The sequence below is a fragment of the Streptomyces scopuliridis RB72 genome, from assembly GCF_000718095.1.
Taxonomy (GTDB): domain Bacteria; phylum Actinomycetota; class Actinomycetes; order Streptomycetales; family Streptomycetaceae; genus Streptomyces; species Streptomyces scopuliridis.
This window is the reverse complement of record NZ_JOEI01000001.1, coordinates 302,250-319,821: the sequence shown is the minus strand read 5'-3', so window position 1 is coordinate 319,821 and position 17,572 is coordinate 302,250. Positions and strand designations below refer to the sequence as shown.

Genomic DNA, 17,572 nt, shown 5'->3' with positions numbered 1-17,572 from the left:
CGACTCCTGCTGACGGAAGATCTCGTCCAGCCTGCCCTGGATATTGGGCGTCGACGGATCGAAGACCACCACATTCGGCCCGAGATCACCACCGCCCGGCAGGGCCGCGGCGGCGGTACGCGCGGAGGCGGGCGAGGACAGGGCGAGCATGCTCGGAGCGGACGCGGCCGCTGCCATGGCGCCGAGAACCGTACGGCGTGTGGGGGGAGTGGGCATGGCGGCTCTCCTTGTTCAAAGTATGAACGGTGGGGGTGGTAGGGAGCGCTCTCTCACTCAGGCATGTTCACGGCATGTGAACAGCGCGTCAAGAGAGACGACCGGTTTCGCAACGCGGCGACACTACTCGGCCGCCCAATCAGCCCTGTGATAAGGGGATATGAGGAACTATCCAGCCTGATCGAGCGCACTTCCCGGCGTGCGGGGTTGTATTCACGAAGTGTCGATTCCATTGGACAGGAATCCACGTGCCGCAGATGCCTTGACACCTCCTGGGACTGCTTCTACGTTCCACGAGAGCGCTCTCTCGCTGTGGTCTCCCCAGCCCCGCCCCTCCGTACGGGCTGTGTCCGAGCTCCCCCACCCTCTCGAAGGAGAGCCATGCGCCCACGACTTCTCTTCGCCTCCGCAGTTGCCGTCGTCGCCGCGCTGACGGCGGCGACGGCTCCGAGCGCGACCGGTGCGCCCCGGGCCGCGGCCGCCGCCTGGGACAGTGATCTCGCGGCGGCGGCCCAGAGCGCGAACCCGGCCGCCGCCACCGCGTCCGGCAGTGAGAACGCCGACCTGGGACCCGCCGCCGCCTTCGACGGCAACGGGGCGACCCGCTGGTCGAGCAACGCCGTCGACGACGCCTGGATCCGGGTCGACCTGGGCCAGACCCTCCGTATCGACCGCGTCACCCTCGACTGGGAGGCCGCCTACGGCAAGAAGTATGTGCTGGAGGTGTCGGGCGACGGCACCAGCTGGCGGCCCTTCTACACCGAGGACGCGGGCACCGGCGGGACCGTCACCGCGCACACCTACCCACAGGAGGTCAGGGGACGGTACGTACGCCTGCGCGGCGTCGAACGCGCCACGCCCTACGGCTACTCGCTGTACTCCTTCAAGATCTACGGCGGCACCCCGGCCCCCGCCTCCACCACCCGCGCCAATCTCGCGCTCCACCACCCGGCCTACACCAACCTCTACCAGCACGCGGGGAACTCACCGGCGTTCGTCACCGACGGCGGCTGGCCCGCCGGCCTCAAGGGCGATCAGACGCGGTGGTCGAGCGACTGGAACGCCGACCGCTGGGTCTCCGTCGACCTCGGCGCGTCCTCCACCATCAACAGCGTGGACCTGTACTGGGAAGCCGCGTACGCCGTCGACTTCGAGATCCAGGTCTCCGACGACAACAGGACCTGGCGCACCGTCCACCGCCCGTCCGCCGCCGAGGTCGCCGCGCGGCGCGCCGACATCAAGTCCCCGGCCGAGGCGACCGGACGCCATGACACCGTCACGCTCTCCACGCCCGCCACCGGGCGCTACGTACGTATGCTCGGCAAGGAGCGGCGCTCCTTCTACAACCCGGCGCCCGCCACGGCCCAATTCGGTTACTCGCTCTACGAGTTCCAGGTGTGGGGCACCGGCGGCAGCGCGGCGGCCGCCTACCCCGCGCTCCCCGGGGAGCAGGGAGGCACGTACCGTACGACGTTCTTCGACGACTTCACGGGAGCCTCGCTCGACCGCTCGAAGTGGCGGGTCGTCAGAACCGGCCAGGAGATGGGCTCGGTCAACGGTGAGGCCCAGGCGTATGTCGACTCCCCCGACAACATCCGTACCGCGAACGGCAGTCTGATCCTGACCCCGAAGTACTGCAAGGGCTGCACCCAGGCGGGCGGCGGTACGTACGACTTCACCTCGGGGCGTATCGACACCAACACCAAGTTCGACTTCACCTACGGCAAGGTCAGCGCCCGGCTGAAGCTCCCGGTGGGCGACGGCTACTGGCCCGCCTTCTGGCTGCTCGGCAGCAATGTCGACGACCCGGCCGTGTCCTGGCCCGCCTCGGGCGAGACGGACATCATGGAGAACATCGGCTACGGCAACTGGACCAGCAGCGCCCTGCACGGGCCGGGCTACTCCGCCGACGGGAACATCGGCGCGCAGCAGTACTACCCCGGCGGGGGAAGCGCGGACCAGTGGCACACGTACGCGGTCGAGTGGACGCCCACCACCATGCGGTTCTCCGTGGACGACCGGATCGTCCAGGAGACGACCCGCAACAAGCTGGAGTCCACGCGCGGCCAGTGGGTCTTCGACCACAACCAGTACGTGATCCTCAACCTCGCTCTCGGCGGCGCCTATCCGGCCGGCTGGAACAAGGTCACCACGCCCTACTGGGGGCTGCCGCAGTCCAGCGTCGACCGTATCGCCCAGGGCGGCATCCAGGCCGAGATCGACTGGGTGAGGGTCGAGCAGAAGGGCTGATACGGACGGCCACCGCCCGCCCCGTTCCCCCACATCCCGCGATGTCCGCCCGTCGCACCTGTCCTGCCCAACACCACACCGCAACCCATGGATTGGACCCCTGTGAGAAGGATCCTCGCTCCCCCCACCGAGCCCTCCCCTCCCCGTTGGCGCCGGCTGTTAGGACTCGCCGCGGCGTCCGTGGCCGCCCTGCTCATCGCCGGCTTCAGCTACCCGGGAGAGCGCGCGCAGGCCGCGCCCGCCCAGGCCGAAGAGGTGGTGCGCGTCGCCGAGTTCCTCGCGGAGTGCCCCTACAGCCACCGGGCCACCGACGACCCCATCGTGTTCCCGGGCCTTCCCGGCGCGTCCCACATGCACAGTTTCTTCGGTAACACCTCCACGAACGCCCACTCGGACCTGACCAGTCTGGAACGGGCGTCCAGCAACTGCAGTCCCGCCATCGACCTCTCGTCCTACTGGGTGCCGACCCTGTACAACGGCGACACCGCGGTCGAGCCGACCGGAACGACCTTCTACTACCTCGGTGAAGGCGTACGCGACGACATCATCGCGCAGATCCAGCCGATGCCCCGGGGCCTGCGCATCGTGGCCGGCAACGCCAAGGCCACCGGCCCCAACGACAACACCATCTCCCGCTGGTCGTGTCTGCACCACGGCGAGGTCGGGTCCTCCACCGACTTCGTGAACTGCCCGGCCGGTTCGATGCTGGAGTCCTATCTCGACTTCCCGCAGTGCTGGAACGGCAGGGACCTCGACTCGGCGGACCACAAGAGCCATATGTCCTATCCGGTGGCGGGCGCCTGCCCCTCCACGCACCCCGTCCCCGTACCCAAGCTCCGGCAGGTGCTGCGGTATCCCGTCAACGGCGATCCCGCGCGGTTCCGGCTGGCTTCGGGGCCCGGGTACACCATGCACGGCGACTTCTTCAACGTCTGGCCCGCCGCCGAGATGGAGCGCCGCGTCCGCGACTGCATCAACCCCATCATCAAGTGCGGTGCGGACGGACGTCCCTGACTCTCCGTCAGTCCCATCCACCACACGCCCGCCCGGGGTCTCCCGGGCGGGCCGTCCATGGGAACCCCACCATGAAGCGATGCCTCGCCACGCCCCTGCCGGCCCTGCTCCTGTTCCTCGTCCTGAGCGGCTGCTCCACACCGTCCGATCCGCCGGCCGGCGCCGACAGGTCCTCCAGCCCCGCCCCCTCGTCCACCGCGCCGTTCACCGCCACCGACTCCGGGTGGATCCAGCTGATGACGCCGATGAACGAGCAGGCCGGACAGCTTCTCGCGCTGGCCTCCGCCCGCGAGTCGCCACCGCCGCTGGCATCGTGGGCCGCCGCCCTCGCGACGGAACACCGTGCGGAGCTGGCCCAACTCCGGCGGCTGCTCGACCGTATGGGCCTGCCGGACACCAATGTGCACGAGGGCCATGACATGCCGGGCATGGTCACGGACGCGGATCTCGACCGCGCCCGCCGGCTCACGGGCGCGGACTTCGACGGCTTCGTACGCCAGGAGATCCGCGCGCATCTCGAACAGTCGGGGCGCGTCTCCCGCTCCGAGTCCCAAGCGGGCGGCGGCCAGGAGGCGAAGCGGCTCGCCGCGCGCATCGCCGACGTACGCGCCGAGCAGCTCAAGACGCTGTCCTCGCTGGACGAGTGACCGGTGACCCTACGGTACGGCGGCGCCCGCACCGTATCGCCAGGCCGCCGGTGTGCCGACGGGGAGGGCGCGGATATAAAAGACTCCATGGATGCCGACTCCCCGCCCCCTTCCCGCCCGGTGACCCTGGAGGACGTGGCCCGCGTCGCCGGGGTGTCACGGGCCACGGTGTCCCGCGTCATCAACGAGACACCCACGGTGGACCGGACGCTCCGGAACGCCGTGGAGAACGCCGTGGCCGCCACGGGCTACGTGCCCAACCGCGCCGCCCGCTCCCTCGTGACCCGACGGACGGGTTCGGTGGCGCTCGTGGTCTCCGAGCAGGAGAAGCGCCACGCCGCCGCCCCCTTCCTCGGCCGGGTGTTCACCGACCCGCACTTCGGGCGCGTCGTCAGCGGGCTGGTCGATGTGCTGCGGCCCGCCGGCGTCCATCTCGTCCTGATGCTGGTGGACGACGAGGCCTCCCGCCTCCAGACCCTCTCGTATCTGCGTCAAGGGCATGTGGACGGGGTGGTGCTGATCTCGTCGCATGTGGACGACCCGCTGCCGCAGCTGCTCGCCGACACCCGGCTGCCCGCCGTCCTGTCGGGGCGTCCTCAGCGCGACTCCTCGCTCGCGTTCGTGGAGGCCGACCAGCGCGAGGGAGCCCGGCTGGCCGCCGGCCATCTGGTGTCCCTGGGCCGGACCAGGATCGGCTCGGTGGCCGGACCGCAGGACATGCCCGCGGCACGGGAGCGTCTGGAGGGTTTCCGCGCGGCCCTGGCGGAGCACGGCATTCACGATGTCCCGTGGGCGGAGGGCGACTTCACCCACACAGGAGGCGCCTCGGCCGTACGGGAGCTGCTCGCGCGGCGGCCGGATCTGGACGGGCTGTTCGTGGCGTCCGACCTCATGGCCCTCGGCGCGCTGCCGGTCCTCCAGCGCGCGGGCAGGGACGTCCCACGGGACGTGGCGGTGGTGGGCTTCGACGACAGCCATGCCGCCCAGTCCTGCGATCCGCCGCTGACCACCGTACGGCAGCCGGTCGAGGAGATGGCCTCCGCGACGGCCCAGCTGCTGCTGCGCCGGATCGCCCGGCCGGGCCAGGCCGTACGGTCGGAGCTGTTCACGCCCGAGCTCGTGGTCAGGGCGTCCGCCTGAGCGGCGGGTGCGGGCGGATCAGGACCCGGACGGCACAACGCCCCGCATGAGCGCCAGGTCCTCTCCCCGTGAGTCCAGCACCGGACTTCAACGCTGATCGGCCGCCGGCTCTCCGGTTGTCAGCCGGGGGACGTTCGACCGCGCGCCGTAGGTGAAGGCGCGTACCCGGTACGAGGCCCGTTTCTCGGTGGGAAGCGTGATCAGACCGCAGGAGTTGATGTCGGGGTCGAGGACGGCGACCGGCGCGTAAGCGGAACCGCCGCGGGTGCGTGCCTCCAGCAGGAAGCCCTCTTCGTCCGAGGCGTGATCGGTCCAGGTGAAGTGAATGCCGTTCGCATGCTTGACCTCGGCCTTGAGCCCGGAGGGTGCGGCGGGTCCGCCGTCCCGGACGGAACGACCGGTCGTGGACCGTCCGGGATCGCTGCGCGGAGCCAGCCAGTCGTGGTCGGACTCCTGGTCCTCCGTGGTCAGTTCGCCCGGCGGCAGGGCGACGTCGACCGGCGCCGATGCCGGGCCGTCAAAGGTCCGGAGGCGGTAGAAGAAGGTCGTGCGCGGCATCAGGTCGGGGTGACGGTAGGTCGTCACGCCGGGAGGCAGATACTGGAGGACGGTGTACGGGCCCGCCTCGTCCGTCGCGAACTCCAGCACATGGCCGGAGGCGCCGGGGTCGCCGCCCCGCCAGCTGAGATCGATATCGGTGGGTGTGGTGAGGACCGCGCGGAGCGTGGCGACCGCTCCGTCGCCGGTCGGCGGCTCTTCCGGGGCGGCGGCCCCGCCCGGGGAGGTGACGGGTCCCCGGGCGGGGCGCTCGGCCGGCGGCTGCGTGGAACACGCCGCTGCCGCCAGCGCGAGCACGACGGCCGGCACCGCCGCTCGGATCTCCGGGCGCACGGACCGGTCCGCTACTTGCGCCAGAAGCGGACGTCGCTCCAGACCACCGTGGCCGGTCCGTTGCCGCTGCTGGTGCGGTAGGCGCCGAACTTGTCGTAGAAGCTGCCGCCGGGGCTGTCGTAGGTGTGCTTGAGCGACCCGTTGATGTAGGTACGGTGCGAGGTTCCGACCTGGTGCACGGTGTTGACGCGGACCGTCGCGCCGACGGTGCCTGCGTTCGAGAGCGTGTCGCCGCCGTGGACCGCGTACAGCCGACCGCCGCGTTCGGCGGCCAGCATGAAGTAGGGGCCGGCCGCGGACTCGTTGAACGTCTGCTTGAGGCTGATGCGCGTACCGCTCAGGCTGCTGATGCGGAAGTAGCCCTCGAACTGCCGGGTGCCACCGGTGTAGGTGGCGTAGCGGCGTTCGGCGCGCTGGTCGCCGCTCGCGGTGGAGCAGGTGAGCGTGAACGTCAGACCGTCGACCTGACCGCACCCCCGCTCCTGGACCGTGAAGGTGGGCGAGACGGAGGTCCACCCGCCGGGCTCCACCTCGGCGGAGGCCTGCGGGACGGCGAGGAATGAGGAAGCACCCACTGCGGCGAGAACCGTGAACGTCCGAAGACGTGTGAACATGTCTCACTTCCCTCTCTGGGGGGACGCGATCAGAGCGCGCGTTTCCTCTGCGCATTTCACATACATGAACGCTGGCTCTGATTTTGAATGGTTGGGTGGAAGATAGGACTGGACCAACCGCCCGTCAAGAGCCCTCCGGAAGGAGGCTGTTGGCGATGCGGAACGCGTCCGGTCGTTCCACGCACCCGCCGGTGGGGGTCAGAAGTTGATCATGTGTCCGGCCAGACCGTGGACAGCCTCCTTGACCGCCTCGCCCAGCGTCGGATGGGCGTGTACATTGCGCGCCACCTCATGGACCGTCAGATCCCACTGCTGGGCGAGCGTCAGCTCCGGCAGCAGCTCGGTGACCTCGGGGCCGATCAGATGCGCGCCGAGCAGCTCGCCGTACCGGCCGTCGCTGATCAGCTTCACGAAACCGACCGGGTCGCCCAGGCCATGGGCCTTGCCGTTCGCAGTGAAGGGGAACTTCACCACCTTCACGTCATGGCCCAGCTCGCGGGCCTGCTCCTCGGTCCAGCCGAAACTGGCGATCTGCGGCTGGCAGTAGGTGGCGCGCGGGATCATCACGAAGTCCAGCTCCATGGTCTCCGCACCGGCGATCGTCTCGGCCGCGATCACCCCCATGGACTCCGCGGCGTGGGCCAGCATCAGCTTCGCCGTGACATCCCCGATCGCGAAGATGTGCGGCACGCTGGTACGGCCGCGTCCGTCCACGTCGATCGCTCCGCGCTCGGTGAGCCGGACGCCGGTGTTCTCCAGGCCGTAGCCGGCGATCCGCGGCGCGAAGCCGATCGCCTGGAGGACCTTGTCGGTCTCCAGCACCTGCCGCTGCCCGTCCCGCGAGACGGTGACCCGTACCTTCGCCGACGGATCGCTGTCGTCGATCGCCTCGACGCGGGTGGAGGTCAGCACCTCGATGCCCAGACGCCGGTAGCGCTTGGCGAGCTCCTTGGAGATCTCGGCGTCCTCCAACGGCACCAGCCGGTCGAGGAATTCGACGATCGTGACCTTCACGCCGTAGTTGTGCAGCACGTACGCGAACTCGACGCCGACCGCGCCCGCCCCGGCGATGACGATGCTCTCCGGCAGCGTGTCGGAGAGGATCTGCTCCTCGTAGGTGACGACCCGCTCGCTCAGGGAGGTCCCCGGCAGCAGCCGGGTCGTGGTTCCCGTCGCGACGACGCAGTGGTCGAACGTCAGGTTCTCCGTGCCGCCCTCCGACAGCGCCACCTGGAGGGTGCGGTCGTCGAGGAACATGCCGCGGCCGTCGTACTCGGCGATGTCGTTCTTCTTCATCAGATAGTGCACACCGGCCACCCGGCCGTCGGCGACCTTACGACTGCGCTTGAACGCCTCCGTGTAGTCGAAGCTGACCCGGCCCTCCACCCGGATTCCGAAGGTCTTCGCCTCCTGGGTGAAGATGTGCGCGAGTTCGGCGTTGCGCAACAGCGCCTTCGAGGGGATGCACCCCACGTTCAGACAGACACCGCCCCAGTACTTCGCCTCGACGACTGCCGTCCGCAGGCCGAGTTGCGTCGCGCGGACCGCTGCGGTGTATCCGCCCGGTCCCGCGCCGAGGACCACGACATCAAAGTGTGTACTCATGATCCACACCATAGGCACCGAAGGCCTCACCCGAGTACATCTCGGGGCAAGCGTGCTGCCCCTCACACGACACGGGCTACCGGACGAATCGGGGCAGCCACTTCGCCCGGTAGCCGGGGTGGGCCGCGTGCTCCGCCGCCATCTGCCGGACGACGAACCCCAGCCCGACGGCGCGGCCGGACGGGAAGTCGCCCGCGGGACGGTCGGTGTCCAGGTGGGACACCTCCGCGTACTCGTCGAGGAGGACCCGGCTCGTCTCGATGCGCCGGAGGGTGTACTCCGGGTTCTGGTGGGCGATGTGCTCGTCGTAGCCGCGCGTGCGCACCGTGAACGCGATCCCGCCGGTACGGTCGTGGATCTCGCCCGGCATCTCGGGCGGACACCGCCAGCGCTCCCCGCCGGCCTCCTGCGCGCGTCCGGCCTCCTCGTCGAGGCGCGCCCGCACGAACGCCAGCAGGTCCGCGTTGTCGTCAGTCATCAGCTCTTGGTCCTTTACCGTCACGGGCACGGGAGAGGAAGGCCTCCGTCCCGGGCACGTTCTACCGTCCAGCAGAGGATGCCGTACAAACGGCGCGGCGCATGAGGATCGCGAGCGTGGGGTAAGCGCTCCGTGGCCGCCGGATGAAAACACGGTAGAACGGTGCATATCCGGCCACGATCACCACTCACGAGAGGAGACGTCATGTCATCGAAGCGGCGCCGCAAGAAGAAGGCGCGTCGGAAGAACGGCGCCAACCACGGCCGACGCCCCCAGTCCTGAGCGGAAGACTCCTCCGTACGGACTACCCCCCAGTGGCCCCCGCGGCACGAGCCGCGCGGGCCCGATGGGAACTCGCCGCGGAGCGGAGGGCGGGTCAGGGGCAGGAGTCAGGCGGGTCAGGCCTCGCCGCCCAGGACCTTCCAGACCCGGGTCGCCACATGCAGATTGAGGCGGGTCTCGACATCGCCCAGGTCGTGCCCCCCGATCTCGCGCAGGCGCTGGAGCCGGTAGCGCAGCGTGCTGCGGTGAATGCCGAGGGCGGAGGCCGCGCCGTCGTAGTTTCCGCCCGCCTCGAAGTACTGCGAGAGGGTACGGACCAGCTCGCCGCGGTGGGCCGCGTCGTAGTCGAGGAGCGGGCCGAGCCACTCGCGGACGTACCCCTCGATCTCCCGGTAGTCGTCGCCCGTACCGATGATCCGGTACAGGCCCAGATCGTCGAACGAGGTCGCGCCATGAGGTACGCGCGAGCGCTGCCGTACCTCCAGGGCGCGCAGCGCCTCCTGGTACGAGCGCGGGATCTCGGCCGGGGAGTCGCAGCGGCTGCCGATCCCGATCGCTCCCGCACGCGAGCCCAGTTCCTGGGAGACCGCCAGATACAGCTCCTCGCCCTTGGGGCGGCCCTGGACCACCAGGACCGCCCGGCCCGAGCGCCTGGCCACCAGCGACCGGAGCCCCAGGCCGGCCGCCGCACCGGCCACCGCCTGGACGAACCCGTCGTCGGCGGTCAGCCCCATCCACCCCACCGCGACCAGATGCTGTGCGCCGTGCAGATCGTGGCCGACGGCCGCGGCGCGCGCGAAGGCGCTCTCGTCGTCCGTACCGGTGATCAGATCGTCGACCAGCTCGCGGCGCAGCCGCAGCTCCATCTCGGCCAGGCTGCGCAGATGCGCCATCTCCAGGGCCAGCGCGTCGCAGGCGTGGTCGAGCGCGAACTCCTCCCGCTCCCCCGCGGCCCCCTCGGGATCGACCAGGGAGACGGTGCCGAGGATCTCGCCGCGATGACGGGCGACGGCCGTGAGCCGGTGGCCGACATACACTGGGCGCGGGTCCCGGATCGCGTCGAGGATCAGCTGCTCCTGGCGTCCCGGGTCGGGCTTCGGATACGGGTCGGGGCAGCCGGGGCCGGCCCAGGCCCGCAGATTGCCGAACTGGTCCTCCACGACGGCGGAGAAGCCGGTCAGCCGGTGGACCGTCCACGCGATCCCCGCCTCGGTGTCCCCCGTGGCCGTGGCACCGCTCAGCGCGTCGTGCACCGACCGCCGGTAGGTCAATTCGGACTCCACGGCGGCGAGCCGCGCGCGGGCGGCGATCCCGTCCTGCCGGGCCCGGCTCAGCTCGGCGGCGTACTCCCGCTCCCGGCGACGGGCCGCGGTGCCCGTCACGGCCGCGCCTGTCTGCCGTGCCAGCAGCCCGAGCAGCGCGATGTCGTCGTCGCCCGGTCGCCGCCCGGCGCTCACGACCAGATATCCGGTCGCGGTGCTTCCGGCTCGTCCGCCGGGCCCCTGGAGGGCGAACGCCCATGACCACTCCCGGCCGGGGACCCGGACGGCGCCGTCCTGGCCGCCGAGTCCGTCGACCTGGCTGTCGAGCGCCCGGCTCATGGCGGCGGAGGCGGGGGAGTCCAGCGGGCAGCGGACCAGCCGTCCGTCGGCGGGCAGATATCCGGCCTCGGTACGCCACGGTCCGAGCCGCGCGACACAGGAGGCGGCCAGCCGCAGCACCTCGCGCTCGTCACGGCCGTCGGACAGGGCGCCCGACAGCGCCGTCAGACGGTGGAGGCGGGAGGACCGGCTGCCCGGGGGTTCCGGTGCTCCGGTGCTTCCGGCGGCCGTGCTCATCTCCCTGGTCCGGCACCTTCCCGAAGAGAGTCGTCCCCAAGGACAACTTTACCGAGCGACCGGGGCCGCGCATCCGGTCCGCCCGGTGGCACGCCTGTACCGGCAGGTGCAGTCACCGCCTGGATTTCGACCTCTCAGGAGCAGGAATCGGCACGGCTACCTCGTCAGGCTGGAAGGGACGGGACCCTGCCCCGAGGGCAGCGAACGAAGGCAGTGGACGTAAGGGAGCACCTCATGGCCAAGGCAGTCGGTATCGACCTGGGCACCACCAATTCGGTGATCGCCGTGTGGGAGGGCGGTGAAGCGACGGTCCTCCCCAACGCCGAGGGCTCCCGCACCACCCCCTCCGTCGTCGGCTTCACCGACTCCGGCGAACGGCTCGTGGGCCAGCTGGCCCGCCGGCAGGCGATCCTCAACCCCAAGGGCACCATCTACTCCGCCAAGCGGTTCATCGGCCGGCACTTCGACGAGGTCGCCGACGAGATCAAGGCGGTGACGTACGACGTCGTACCGGGCGAGAACGGTGTCGCGCGGTTCGACATCCGCGGCAAGCAGTACGCGCCGGAGGAGATCAGCGCGCTCGTGATTCGCAAGCTCGCCGAGGACGCCTCGAAGTCGCTGGGCGAGCGGGTCACGGAGGCCGTCATCACCGTACCGGCGTACTTCAACGACGCCCAGCGCACCGCGACCAAGGACGCCGGGCGGATCGCGGGCCTCGAAGTGCTGCGCATCATCAACGAGCCGACCGCGGCGGCCCTGGCGTACGGCATGGACAAGAAGGAGCACGAGACGGTGCTCGTCTTCGACCTCGGCGGCGGCACCTTCGACGTGTCCATCCTGGACGTCGGTGACGGTGTGGTGGAGGTACGTTCCACCGCGGGCGACACGCACCTCGGCGGCGACGACTTCGACCGCCGGCTGGTCGACCATCTCGCGGACACGTTCCAGCGGGAGAACGGGATCGACCTGCGCGAGGACACCCAGGCGCTGCAACGGCTCTTCGAGGCGGCGGAGAAGGCCAAGACCGAGCTGAGCTCGGTGACCCAGACCCAGGTCAGCCTGCCGTTCATCACCGCCGACGCCACCGGCCCCAAGCATCTGACGGAATCCGTCATGCGCTCCACCTTCGAGCAGATCACCGCCGATCTGGTGGACCGCTGTCTGGGCCCCGTCCAGCAGGCGCTGTCCGACGCGAAGGTGACCGACAGCGATATCGACGAGGTCATCCTGGTCGGCGGCTCGACCCGGATGCCCGCCGTGCAGGCGCTGGTCCGGCGGCTGACCGGTGGCAAGGACCCCAATATGAGCGTCAACCCGGACGAGGTGGTGGCGCTGGGCGCCGCCGTGCAGGCCGGGGTGCTCAAGGGCGAGGTCAAGGACGTACTGCTGCTGGATGTCACCCCGCTCTCGCTGGGTGTGGAGACACGCGGCGGTGTGATGACGAGGATCGTCGAGCGGAACACCACGATCCCGGTGCGCCGCACCGAGACCTTCTCCACGGCCGCGGACAACCAGCCCGCCGTCGATGTCGTCGTCCTCCAGGGCGAGCGCGAGCGCGCGGCCGACAACCGGGTCCTGGGCCGCTTCCAGCTCACCGACATCCGCCCGGCGCCGCGCGGGGAACCGCAGGTCGAGGTCACTTTCGACATCGACGCCAACGGCATCCTGCATGTGACCGCACGCGACAAGGACACCGGCAAGGAGCAGGGCATCACCCTCAGCGAAGGCTCCAACCTCGAACGGTCCGAGGTGGAGCGCATGATCGCCGAGGCGGAGCGCAACCGCGGCGAGGATCAGGCACTGCGGCAGGCCGTGGACGCCCGCAACGAGCTGGACGCCATCGCCTACCAGGTGGAACGCAGGCTGGGTGAGCTGGGCGACAACGCGCCCGAGCACGAGCGGGCCAGGGCCCAACTGCTCGTCTCCGACGCCCGTCAGGCGGTCAAGGGCGAGGAGACGCTGGACCGGGTCAGGTCGCTGACCTCCGAACTCCAGCAGGTCTACCAGGCGCTGGCCGCCCGGCCGACCGGTCCCGCCGGCCCGTCGGAGCCCGGAGGCCCGCCCCCGGCGAGCGGCACCGGAGGCGATGACGACGTCGTGGACGCCGACTTCGACCGGAACTGAGGTCACGCCATGGCCACCGAGCCGGAAGAGCCGGAACCCGTACCGCCGCCGGACGAAGCGGACACCGCGCCTCCGCGGGAGGAGGCCAGGACCGGCGATCGGGCCGGTCAACCGGACGACATCCAGAAGGACTTGGCCGAGGCGCAGGACGCCTGGCGGCGCGCGCTCGCCGATCTCGACAATCTGCGCAAGCGCCATGCCCGGGAGCTGGAGGGGGTACGGGAGGCCGAGCGCGCCCGTACCGCCGCCGAATGGCTTCCCGTACTCGACCATCTCGAACTGGCCCTGACCCACGCCCGCGCGGATCCCACCTCGATCGTTCAGGGCGTCGAGGCCGTACGGGACCAGGCCGTGGATGTCCTGGCCCGGCTCGGCTACCCGCGCCAGGAGGAGAGCGGTGTGCCGTTCGACCCGAACAGGCACGAGGTGGTCCGGGTCGTCGACGATCCGGACACCGAGCCGGGGACCGTCGTGGAGGTCCTGCGTCCCGGATACGGAGACGACGGCCGCCAGCTGCGCCCGATGGCCGTGGCGGTCAGTCGGCGACGGGAGTGACGGCGCATGGCACAGGACTACTACGAGGTGCTCGGCGTCGCCCGTTCGGCGACCCAGGAGGAGATCCAGCAGGCCTACCGGAAGCTGGCCCGTCGCCACCACCCTGACGTCAACAAGGACCCGAAGGCGGAGGAACGCTTCAAGGACGTCAACGAGGCGTACAACGTCCTGGCCGACCCGGACACCCGGGCGCGCTACGACCGGTTCGGCCCGGACTTCCGGCAGATCCCCGAGGACTACGACGAGCGGGTGGCCGCGGGGGCCGGCCGCGGCGGCGGGGGCTGGGCCTCCAGCGGCGGCGGCGTGCGCTTCGCCCAGGGGCCGGGCGGCGCCTACCAGGACGTGGACTTCGAGGATCTCTTCGGCGGCCTGTTCGGCGGGCGCGGCGGGCCCCGCAGGACCGTACCGGGCGCCGACCAGGAGGCCGAGGTGGAGCTGTCCGTGGAGGAGGCGTACCGGGGCGGGCGGCGCGGGGTCAGCCTCGCCGGGCCGGAGGGCCGGCGCGATTACCAGGTCACCATTCCCCGGGGGGTGCGGGACGGGCAGCGGATCCGGCTGGCCGGCGAGGGCGGCCGGGGCAGCCGTGACGCGCCCGCCGGTGACCTGTATCTGCGGGTACGGATCAAGCCCCACGAGCGCTACCGGCTGGACGGCCGCGACATCCATGTCCGGCTGCCCGTGACGCCCTGGGAGGCGGCGCTCGGCGCGACCGTGCCGCTGCCCACCCCGGGCGGCACCGCCAAGGTCACCGTCCCGCCCGGTTCCTCCAGCGGGCGCCGGCTGCGGCTGCGCGGCGAGGGCATGCCCCATCCGCGTGGCACCGACGGCGATCTGTATGCCGAGGTCCGGGTGATGGTCCCGCCGCACCCCACCGACCGCGAACGCGAGCTGTTCGAGGAGCTGTCGGCCGCGTCCGACTTCGACCCGAGGAGGCCGGGATGACGCCCGATCAACGGCAGCGACGGCCGGACAAGGCGACCGTCCGGGTCTACGAGCTGGTGCCCGTCCGCAGGCTCAGCCTGGAGAGCGTGGCCCGCGTCTCCGGTCTGCACCCGGAGATGGTCCGGCGCCTGGTGACGCTGGGGCTGGTGGACGCCACCCGTGACCCCGCGGGCCGGCTCTGGTTCGACCCGTCCGCCCCGCGCACGCTGGCCCGTATCCAGCGGCTGCGGGCCGGACTCCCCCTCAACTACGCCTCCATCGGGCTGGTACTGGACCTGCTGGACCGGATCAGTCTGCTGGAGGCGGCGCTGCGCCGTACCGGCGCGAGGAGTGACGACCTGCCATGGACATGAACCGCCTCACCCAGAAGTCCCAGGAAGCCCTGCAGGACGCCCAGAGCGCGGCCGTGCGCCTCGGGCACACCGAAGTCGACGGGGAGCATCTGCTGCTCGCGCTGCTCGGCCAGCGGGACGGGCTCGTCCCCCGGCTGCTCGACCAGGCCGGCGTCGATCCGGCCGCGCTGCGGACGGCCGTGGAGGGCGAGCTGTCGCGCAGGCCCAGGTCGACCGGCCCCGGAGCCGCGCCCGGCCAGGTGTTCGTCACCCAGCGGCTGTCGCGGCTGCTGGAGAGCGCCGAGCAGGAGGCCAGGCGGCTCAAGGACGAGTACGTCTCCGTCGAGCATCTGATGATGGCGCTGGCAGACGAGGGCTCCGCCACCGCCGCGGGGCGGCTGCTCAAGGACCACGGGCTCACCAAGGAGGCGTTCCTCTCCGCGCTCACCCGCATCCGCGGCAACCAGCGGGTCACCTCCGCGACCCCGGAGGCCGCCTACGAGGCCCTGGAGAAGTACGGCCGCGACCTGGTCGCCGAGGCCCGTAGCGGCACGCTGGACCCGGTGATCGGCCGGGACGCCGAGATTCGGCGGGTCACCCAGATCCTCAGCCGCAAGACCAAGAACAACCCGGTGCTGATCGGCGACCCGGGGGTCGGCAAGACCGCGATCGTGGAGGGGCTCGCCCAGCGGATCGTCCGCGGCGATGTGCCCGAGGGCCTGCGGGACCGTACCGTCTTCGCGCTCGACATCGCCGCGCTGGTGGCCGGGGCCAAGTACCGCGGTGAGTTCGAGGAACGGCTCAAGGCGGTGCTCGGCGAGGTCAAGGCGGCCGGCGGACGGATCCTGCTCTTCCTCGACGAACTGCACACGGTGGTCGGCGCCGGCGGCGCCGAAGGGGCCGTGGACGCCGGGAACATGCTCAAGCCGATGCTCGCCCGCGGCGAGCTGCATATGATCGGCGCCACCACCCTGGACGAGTACCGCAAGCGCATCGAGTCCGACGCCGCGCTGGAGCGCCGCTTCCAGCAGGTCCTGGTGGACGAGCCGAGCGTCGAGGACACCGTCTCCATCCTGCGCGGACTGCGCGAGCGCCTGGAGGTCTTCCACGGTGTGCGGATCCAGGACACGGCGCTGGTCGCCGCGGCGACGCTCAGCCACCGCTATATCTCGGACCGGTTCCTGCCCGACAAGGCGATCGATCTGGTCGACGAGGCCTGCGCCCGGATGCGTACCGAGATCGACTCGATGCCCGCCGAACTGGACGAGCTGACGCGCCGGGTGACCCGGCTGGAGATCGAGGAGGCGGCGCTCGCCAAGGAGACCGACCCGGCCAGCGTGACCAGGCTGGAGGAGCTGCGCAGGGAGCTGGCCGATGTACGGGCCGAGGCCGACGCCCGGCACGCCCAGTGGGAGTCCGAGCGCCAGGCCATCCGTAAGGTCCAGGAGCTGCGCCAGGAACTGGAACGGGTCCGTCAGGAGGCCGACGAGGCCGAACGGGCCTACGACCTGAACCGCGCCGCGGAACTGCGCTACGGGACGCTCACCGATCTGGAACGCCGCCTCGCCGCCGAGGAGGAGCAGCTGCGCGCCAAACAGGGCGAGACCCGGCTGCTGCGCGAGGTGGTCACCGAGGACGAGATCGCCGAGATCGTCGCCGCGTGGACCGGCATTCCGGTGAGCCGTCTCCAGGAGGCCGAGCGCGAGAAGCTGCTGCGCCTGGACGAGATCCTTCAGGAGCGGGTGATCGGGCAGGACGAGGCCGTACGGCTGGTGGCCGACGCGATCATCCGGGCCCGGTCCGGGATCCGTGACCCACGCCGCCCCATCGGGTCGTTCATCTTCCTCGGCCCGACCGGCGTGGGAAAGACGGAGCTGGCGAAGACCCTCGCGGCGGCGCTCTTCGACTCCGAGGAGAGCATGGTCCGCCTCGACATGAGCGAGTACCAGGAGCGGCACACCGTCAGCCGGCTCGTCGGTGCCCCGCCCGGATACGTGGGGTACGAGGAGGGCGGCCAGCTCACCGAGGCCGTCCGCCGCAAGCCGTACTCGGTGGTCCTGTTCGACGAGATCGAGAAGGCCCACGCCGATGTCTTCAACACCCTGCTCCAGATCCTGGACGACGGCCGGATCACCGACGCCCAGGGGCGGACCGTCGACTTCCGCAACACCGTCGTCATCATGACCTCCAACATCGGCTCCCCCTATCTGCTGGACGCGAGCGCGGACGGCGAGATCAAGCCCGACGCCCGCGCGCAGGTGATGGCCGAACTCCGCGCGCACTTCCGGCCGGAGTTCCTCAACCGCGTGGACGACATCGTGCTCTTCAAGCCGCTCGGCCTGACCCAGATCGAGCGGATCGTGGACCTCCAGTTCGACGAACTGCGCCGGCGTCTCGCGGAGCGCAGGATCACGGTGGAACTCACCGAGCCGGCCCGCGAACTCATCGCCCACCAGGGCTTCGACCCGGTGTACGGGGCCCGGCCGCTGCGTCGCTATATCTCGCACGAGGTCGAGACGCTGGTCGGCCGGGCGCTGCTGCGCGGGGAGGCGGCGGACGGTTCGCGTATCAAGGTGGACGCCCAGAACGGTGAACTGGTCGTCACGTACCAGGACCCGCGTGAGTCCGCACCGGGAGAGTGAGG

At 70.7% G+C, this 17,572-nt stretch carries 15 protein-coding genes and 1 pseudogene; 10 read left to right on the top strand and 6 right to left on the bottom strand.

Features of this window, described 5'->3' with window-relative positions:
* Positions 1–216: pseudogene (locus tag IF11_RS0101335) on the bottom strand (coagulation factor 5/8 type domain-containing protein); the annotation flags it as partial.
* A gap of 381 nt (positions 217–597) precedes the next feature.
* On the opposite strand from IF11_RS0101335, the gene IF11_RS0101330 reads away from it, so the two are divergent.
* From IF11_RS0101330 to IF11_RS0101315, 4 genes are all read left to right on the top strand, one after another.
* Positions 598–2,466 carry a discoidin domain-containing protein gene (locus tag IF11_RS0101330; protein ID WP_030349488.1) on the top strand — a complete coding sequence of 623 codons (1,869 nt, stop codon included), beginning with the start codon at positions 598–600 and terminating at the stop codon, positions 2,464–2,466.
* Between the two features lie 87 nt (positions 2,467–2,553).
* The gene (locus IF11_RS0101325) at positions 2,554–3,480 is read left to right on the top strand and encodes a DUF1996 domain-containing protein (RefSeq protein WP_051745285.1); all 927 of its coding nucleotides are present in this window, start codon (positions 2,554–2,556) and stop codon (positions 3,478–3,480) included.
* A gap of 71 nt (positions 3,481–3,551) precedes the next feature.
* A complete protein-coding gene (locus IF11_RS0101320; protein ID WP_037726689.1) occupies positions 3,552–4,127 on the top strand; it encodes a DUF305 domain-containing protein in 576 nt (191 codons plus the stop codon).
* Between the two features lie 87 nt (positions 4,128–4,214).
* Positions 4,215–5,267, top strand: coding sequence for a LacI family DNA-binding transcriptional regulator (locus tag IF11_RS0101315; protein ID WP_030349485.1), 1,053 nt, complete (start codon positions 4,215–4,217; stop codon positions 5,265–5,267).
* Between the two features lie 87 nt (positions 5,268–5,354).
* On the opposite strand, the gene IF11_RS0101310 is transcribed toward IF11_RS0101315, so the two are convergent.
* The 4 genes from IF11_RS0101310 to IF11_RS0101295 form a co-directional block, all read right to left on the bottom strand.
* Positions 5,355–6,158, bottom strand: coding sequence for a fibronectin type III domain-containing protein (locus IF11_RS0101310; protein WP_030349484.1), 804 nt, complete (start codon positions 6,156–6,158; stop codon positions 5,355–5,357).
* Positions 6,159–6,169: 11 nt separating this feature from the next.
* Positions 6,170–6,772, bottom strand: coding sequence for a hypothetical protein (locus IF11_RS0101305; protein WP_030349483.1), 603 nt, complete (start codon positions 6,770–6,772; stop codon positions 6,170–6,172).
* 198 nt (positions 6,773–6,970) lie between these two features.
* Entirely contained in the window at positions 6,971–8,377 is a 1,407-nt protein-coding gene (lpdA, locus tag IF11_RS0101300) for a dihydrolipoyl dehydrogenase (protein ID WP_030349482.1), read from the bottom strand.
* Between the two features lie 76 nt (positions 8,378–8,453).
* Positions 8,454–8,855: a DUF6221 family protein gene (locus IF11_RS0101295; protein ID WP_030349481.1), complete on the bottom strand. Its 402-nt coding sequence runs from the start codon at positions 8,853–8,855 to the stop codon at positions 8,454–8,456.
* Positions 8,856–9,059: 204 nt separating this feature from the next.
* Between IF11_RS0101295 and IF11_RS43075 the strand changes: the two genes are divergently transcribed.
* A complete protein-coding gene (locus tag IF11_RS43075) occupies positions 9,060–9,137 on the top strand; it encodes a 50S ribosomal protein bL37 (protein WP_372486533.1) in 78 nt (25 codons plus the stop codon).
* Between the two features lie 116 nt (positions 9,138–9,253).
* Here IF11_RS43075 and IF11_RS0101290 read toward each other — a convergent pair whose 3' ends face one another.
* A complete protein-coding gene (locus IF11_RS0101290) occupies positions 9,254–10,975 on the bottom strand; it encodes a PucR family transcriptional regulator (protein ID WP_030349480.1) in 1,722 nt (573 codons plus the stop codon).
* A gap of 234 nt (positions 10,976–11,209) precedes the next feature.
* Here IF11_RS0101290 and dnaK point away from each other — a divergent pair, with 234 nt between their 5' ends.
* The 5 genes from dnaK to clpB are packed head-to-tail and all read left to right on the top strand — an operon-like array spanning position 11,210 to position 17,570.
* Positions 11,210–13,099, top strand: a complete 1,890-nt coding sequence (gene dnaK / locus IF11_RS0101285; protein ID WP_030349479.1) for a molecular chaperone DnaK — start codon at positions 11,210–11,212, stop codon at positions 13,097–13,099.
* Positions 13,100–13,108: 9 nt separating this feature from the next.
* Entirely contained in the window at positions 13,109–13,654 is a 546-nt protein-coding gene (locus IF11_RS0101280; RefSeq protein WP_030349478.1) for a nucleotide exchange factor GrpE, read from the top strand.
* A gap of 6 nt (positions 13,655–13,660) precedes the next feature.
* Positions 13,661–14,596: a DnaJ C-terminal domain-containing protein gene (locus tag IF11_RS0101275; protein ID WP_030349477.1), complete on the top strand. Its 936-nt coding sequence runs from the start codon at positions 13,661–13,663 to the stop codon at positions 14,594–14,596.
* Positions 14,593–14,949, top strand: a complete 357-nt coding sequence (locus tag IF11_RS0101270; RefSeq protein ID WP_051745283.1) for a chaperone modulator CbpM — start codon at positions 14,593–14,595, stop codon at positions 14,947–14,949. Before IF11_RS0101275 ends, IF11_RS0101270 begins: the two co-directional genes overlap by 4 nt.
* Complete coding sequence (clpB, locus tag IF11_RS0101265) at positions 14,940–17,570, top strand: ATP-dependent chaperone ClpB (protein WP_030349475.1); 2,631 nt, start codon at positions 14,940–14,942, stop codon at positions 17,568–17,570. The genes IF11_RS0101270 and clpB overlap by 10 nt, the downstream gene beginning before the upstream one ends.
* Positions 17,571–17,572 lie beyond the last annotated feature (2 nt).

What these genes read in the sequence shown, in the direction of transcription:
- IF11_RS0101330 (WP_030349488.1), top strand. Translation starts at nt 598, where the DNA reads ATGCGCCCACGACTTCTCTTCGCCTCCGCAGTTGCCGTCGTCGCCGCG.
- IF11_RS0101325 (WP_051745285.1), top strand. Translation starts at nt 2,554, where the DNA reads ATGGATTGGACCCCTGTGAGAAGGATCCTCGCTCCCCCCACCGAGCCC.
- IF11_RS0101320 (WP_037726689.1), top strand. Translation starts at nt 3,552, where the DNA reads ATGAAGCGATGCCTCGCCACGCCCCTGCCGGCCCTGCTCCTGTTCCTC.
- IF11_RS0101315 (WP_030349485.1), top strand. Translation starts at nt 4,215, where the DNA reads ATGGATGCCGACTCCCCGCCCCCTTCCCGCCCGGTGACCCTGGAGGAC.
- IF11_RS0101305 (WP_030349483.1), bottom strand. Translation starts at nt 6,772, where the DNA reads ATGTTCACACGTCTTCGGACGTTCACGGTTCTCGCCGCAGTGGGTGCT.
- lpdA (WP_030349482.1), bottom strand. Translation starts at nt 8,377, where the DNA reads ATGAGTACACACTTTGATGTCGTGGTCCTCGGCGCGGGACCGGGCGGA.
- IF11_RS0101295 (WP_030349481.1), bottom strand. Translation starts at nt 8,855, where the DNA reads ATGACTGACGACAACGCGGACCTGCTGGCGTTCGTGCGGGCGCGCCTC.
- IF11_RS43075 (WP_372486533.1), top strand. Translation starts at nt 9,060, where the DNA reads ATGTCATCGAAGCGGCGCCGCAAGAAGAAGGCGCGTCGGAAGAACGGC.
- IF11_RS0101290 (WP_030349480.1), bottom strand. Translation starts at nt 10,975, where the DNA reads ATGAGCACGGCCGCCGGAAGCACCGGAGCACCGGAACCCCCGGGCAGC.
- dnaK (WP_030349479.1), top strand. Translation starts at nt 11,210, where the DNA reads ATGGCCAAGGCAGTCGGTATCGACCTGGGCACCACCAATTCGGTGATC.
- IF11_RS0101280 (WP_030349478.1), top strand. Translation starts at nt 13,109, where the DNA reads ATGGCCACCGAGCCGGAAGAGCCGGAACCCGTACCGCCGCCGGACGAA.
- IF11_RS0101275 (WP_030349477.1), top strand. Translation starts at nt 13,661, where the DNA reads ATGGCACAGGACTACTACGAGGTGCTCGGCGTCGCCCGTTCGGCGACC.
- IF11_RS0101270 (WP_051745283.1), top strand. Translation starts at nt 14,593, where the DNA reads ATGACGCCCGATCAACGGCAGCGACGGCCGGACAAGGCGACCGTCCGG.
- clpB (WP_030349475.1), top strand. Translation starts at nt 14,940, where the DNA reads ATGGACATGAACCGCCTCACCCAGAAGTCCCAGGAAGCCCTGCAGGAC.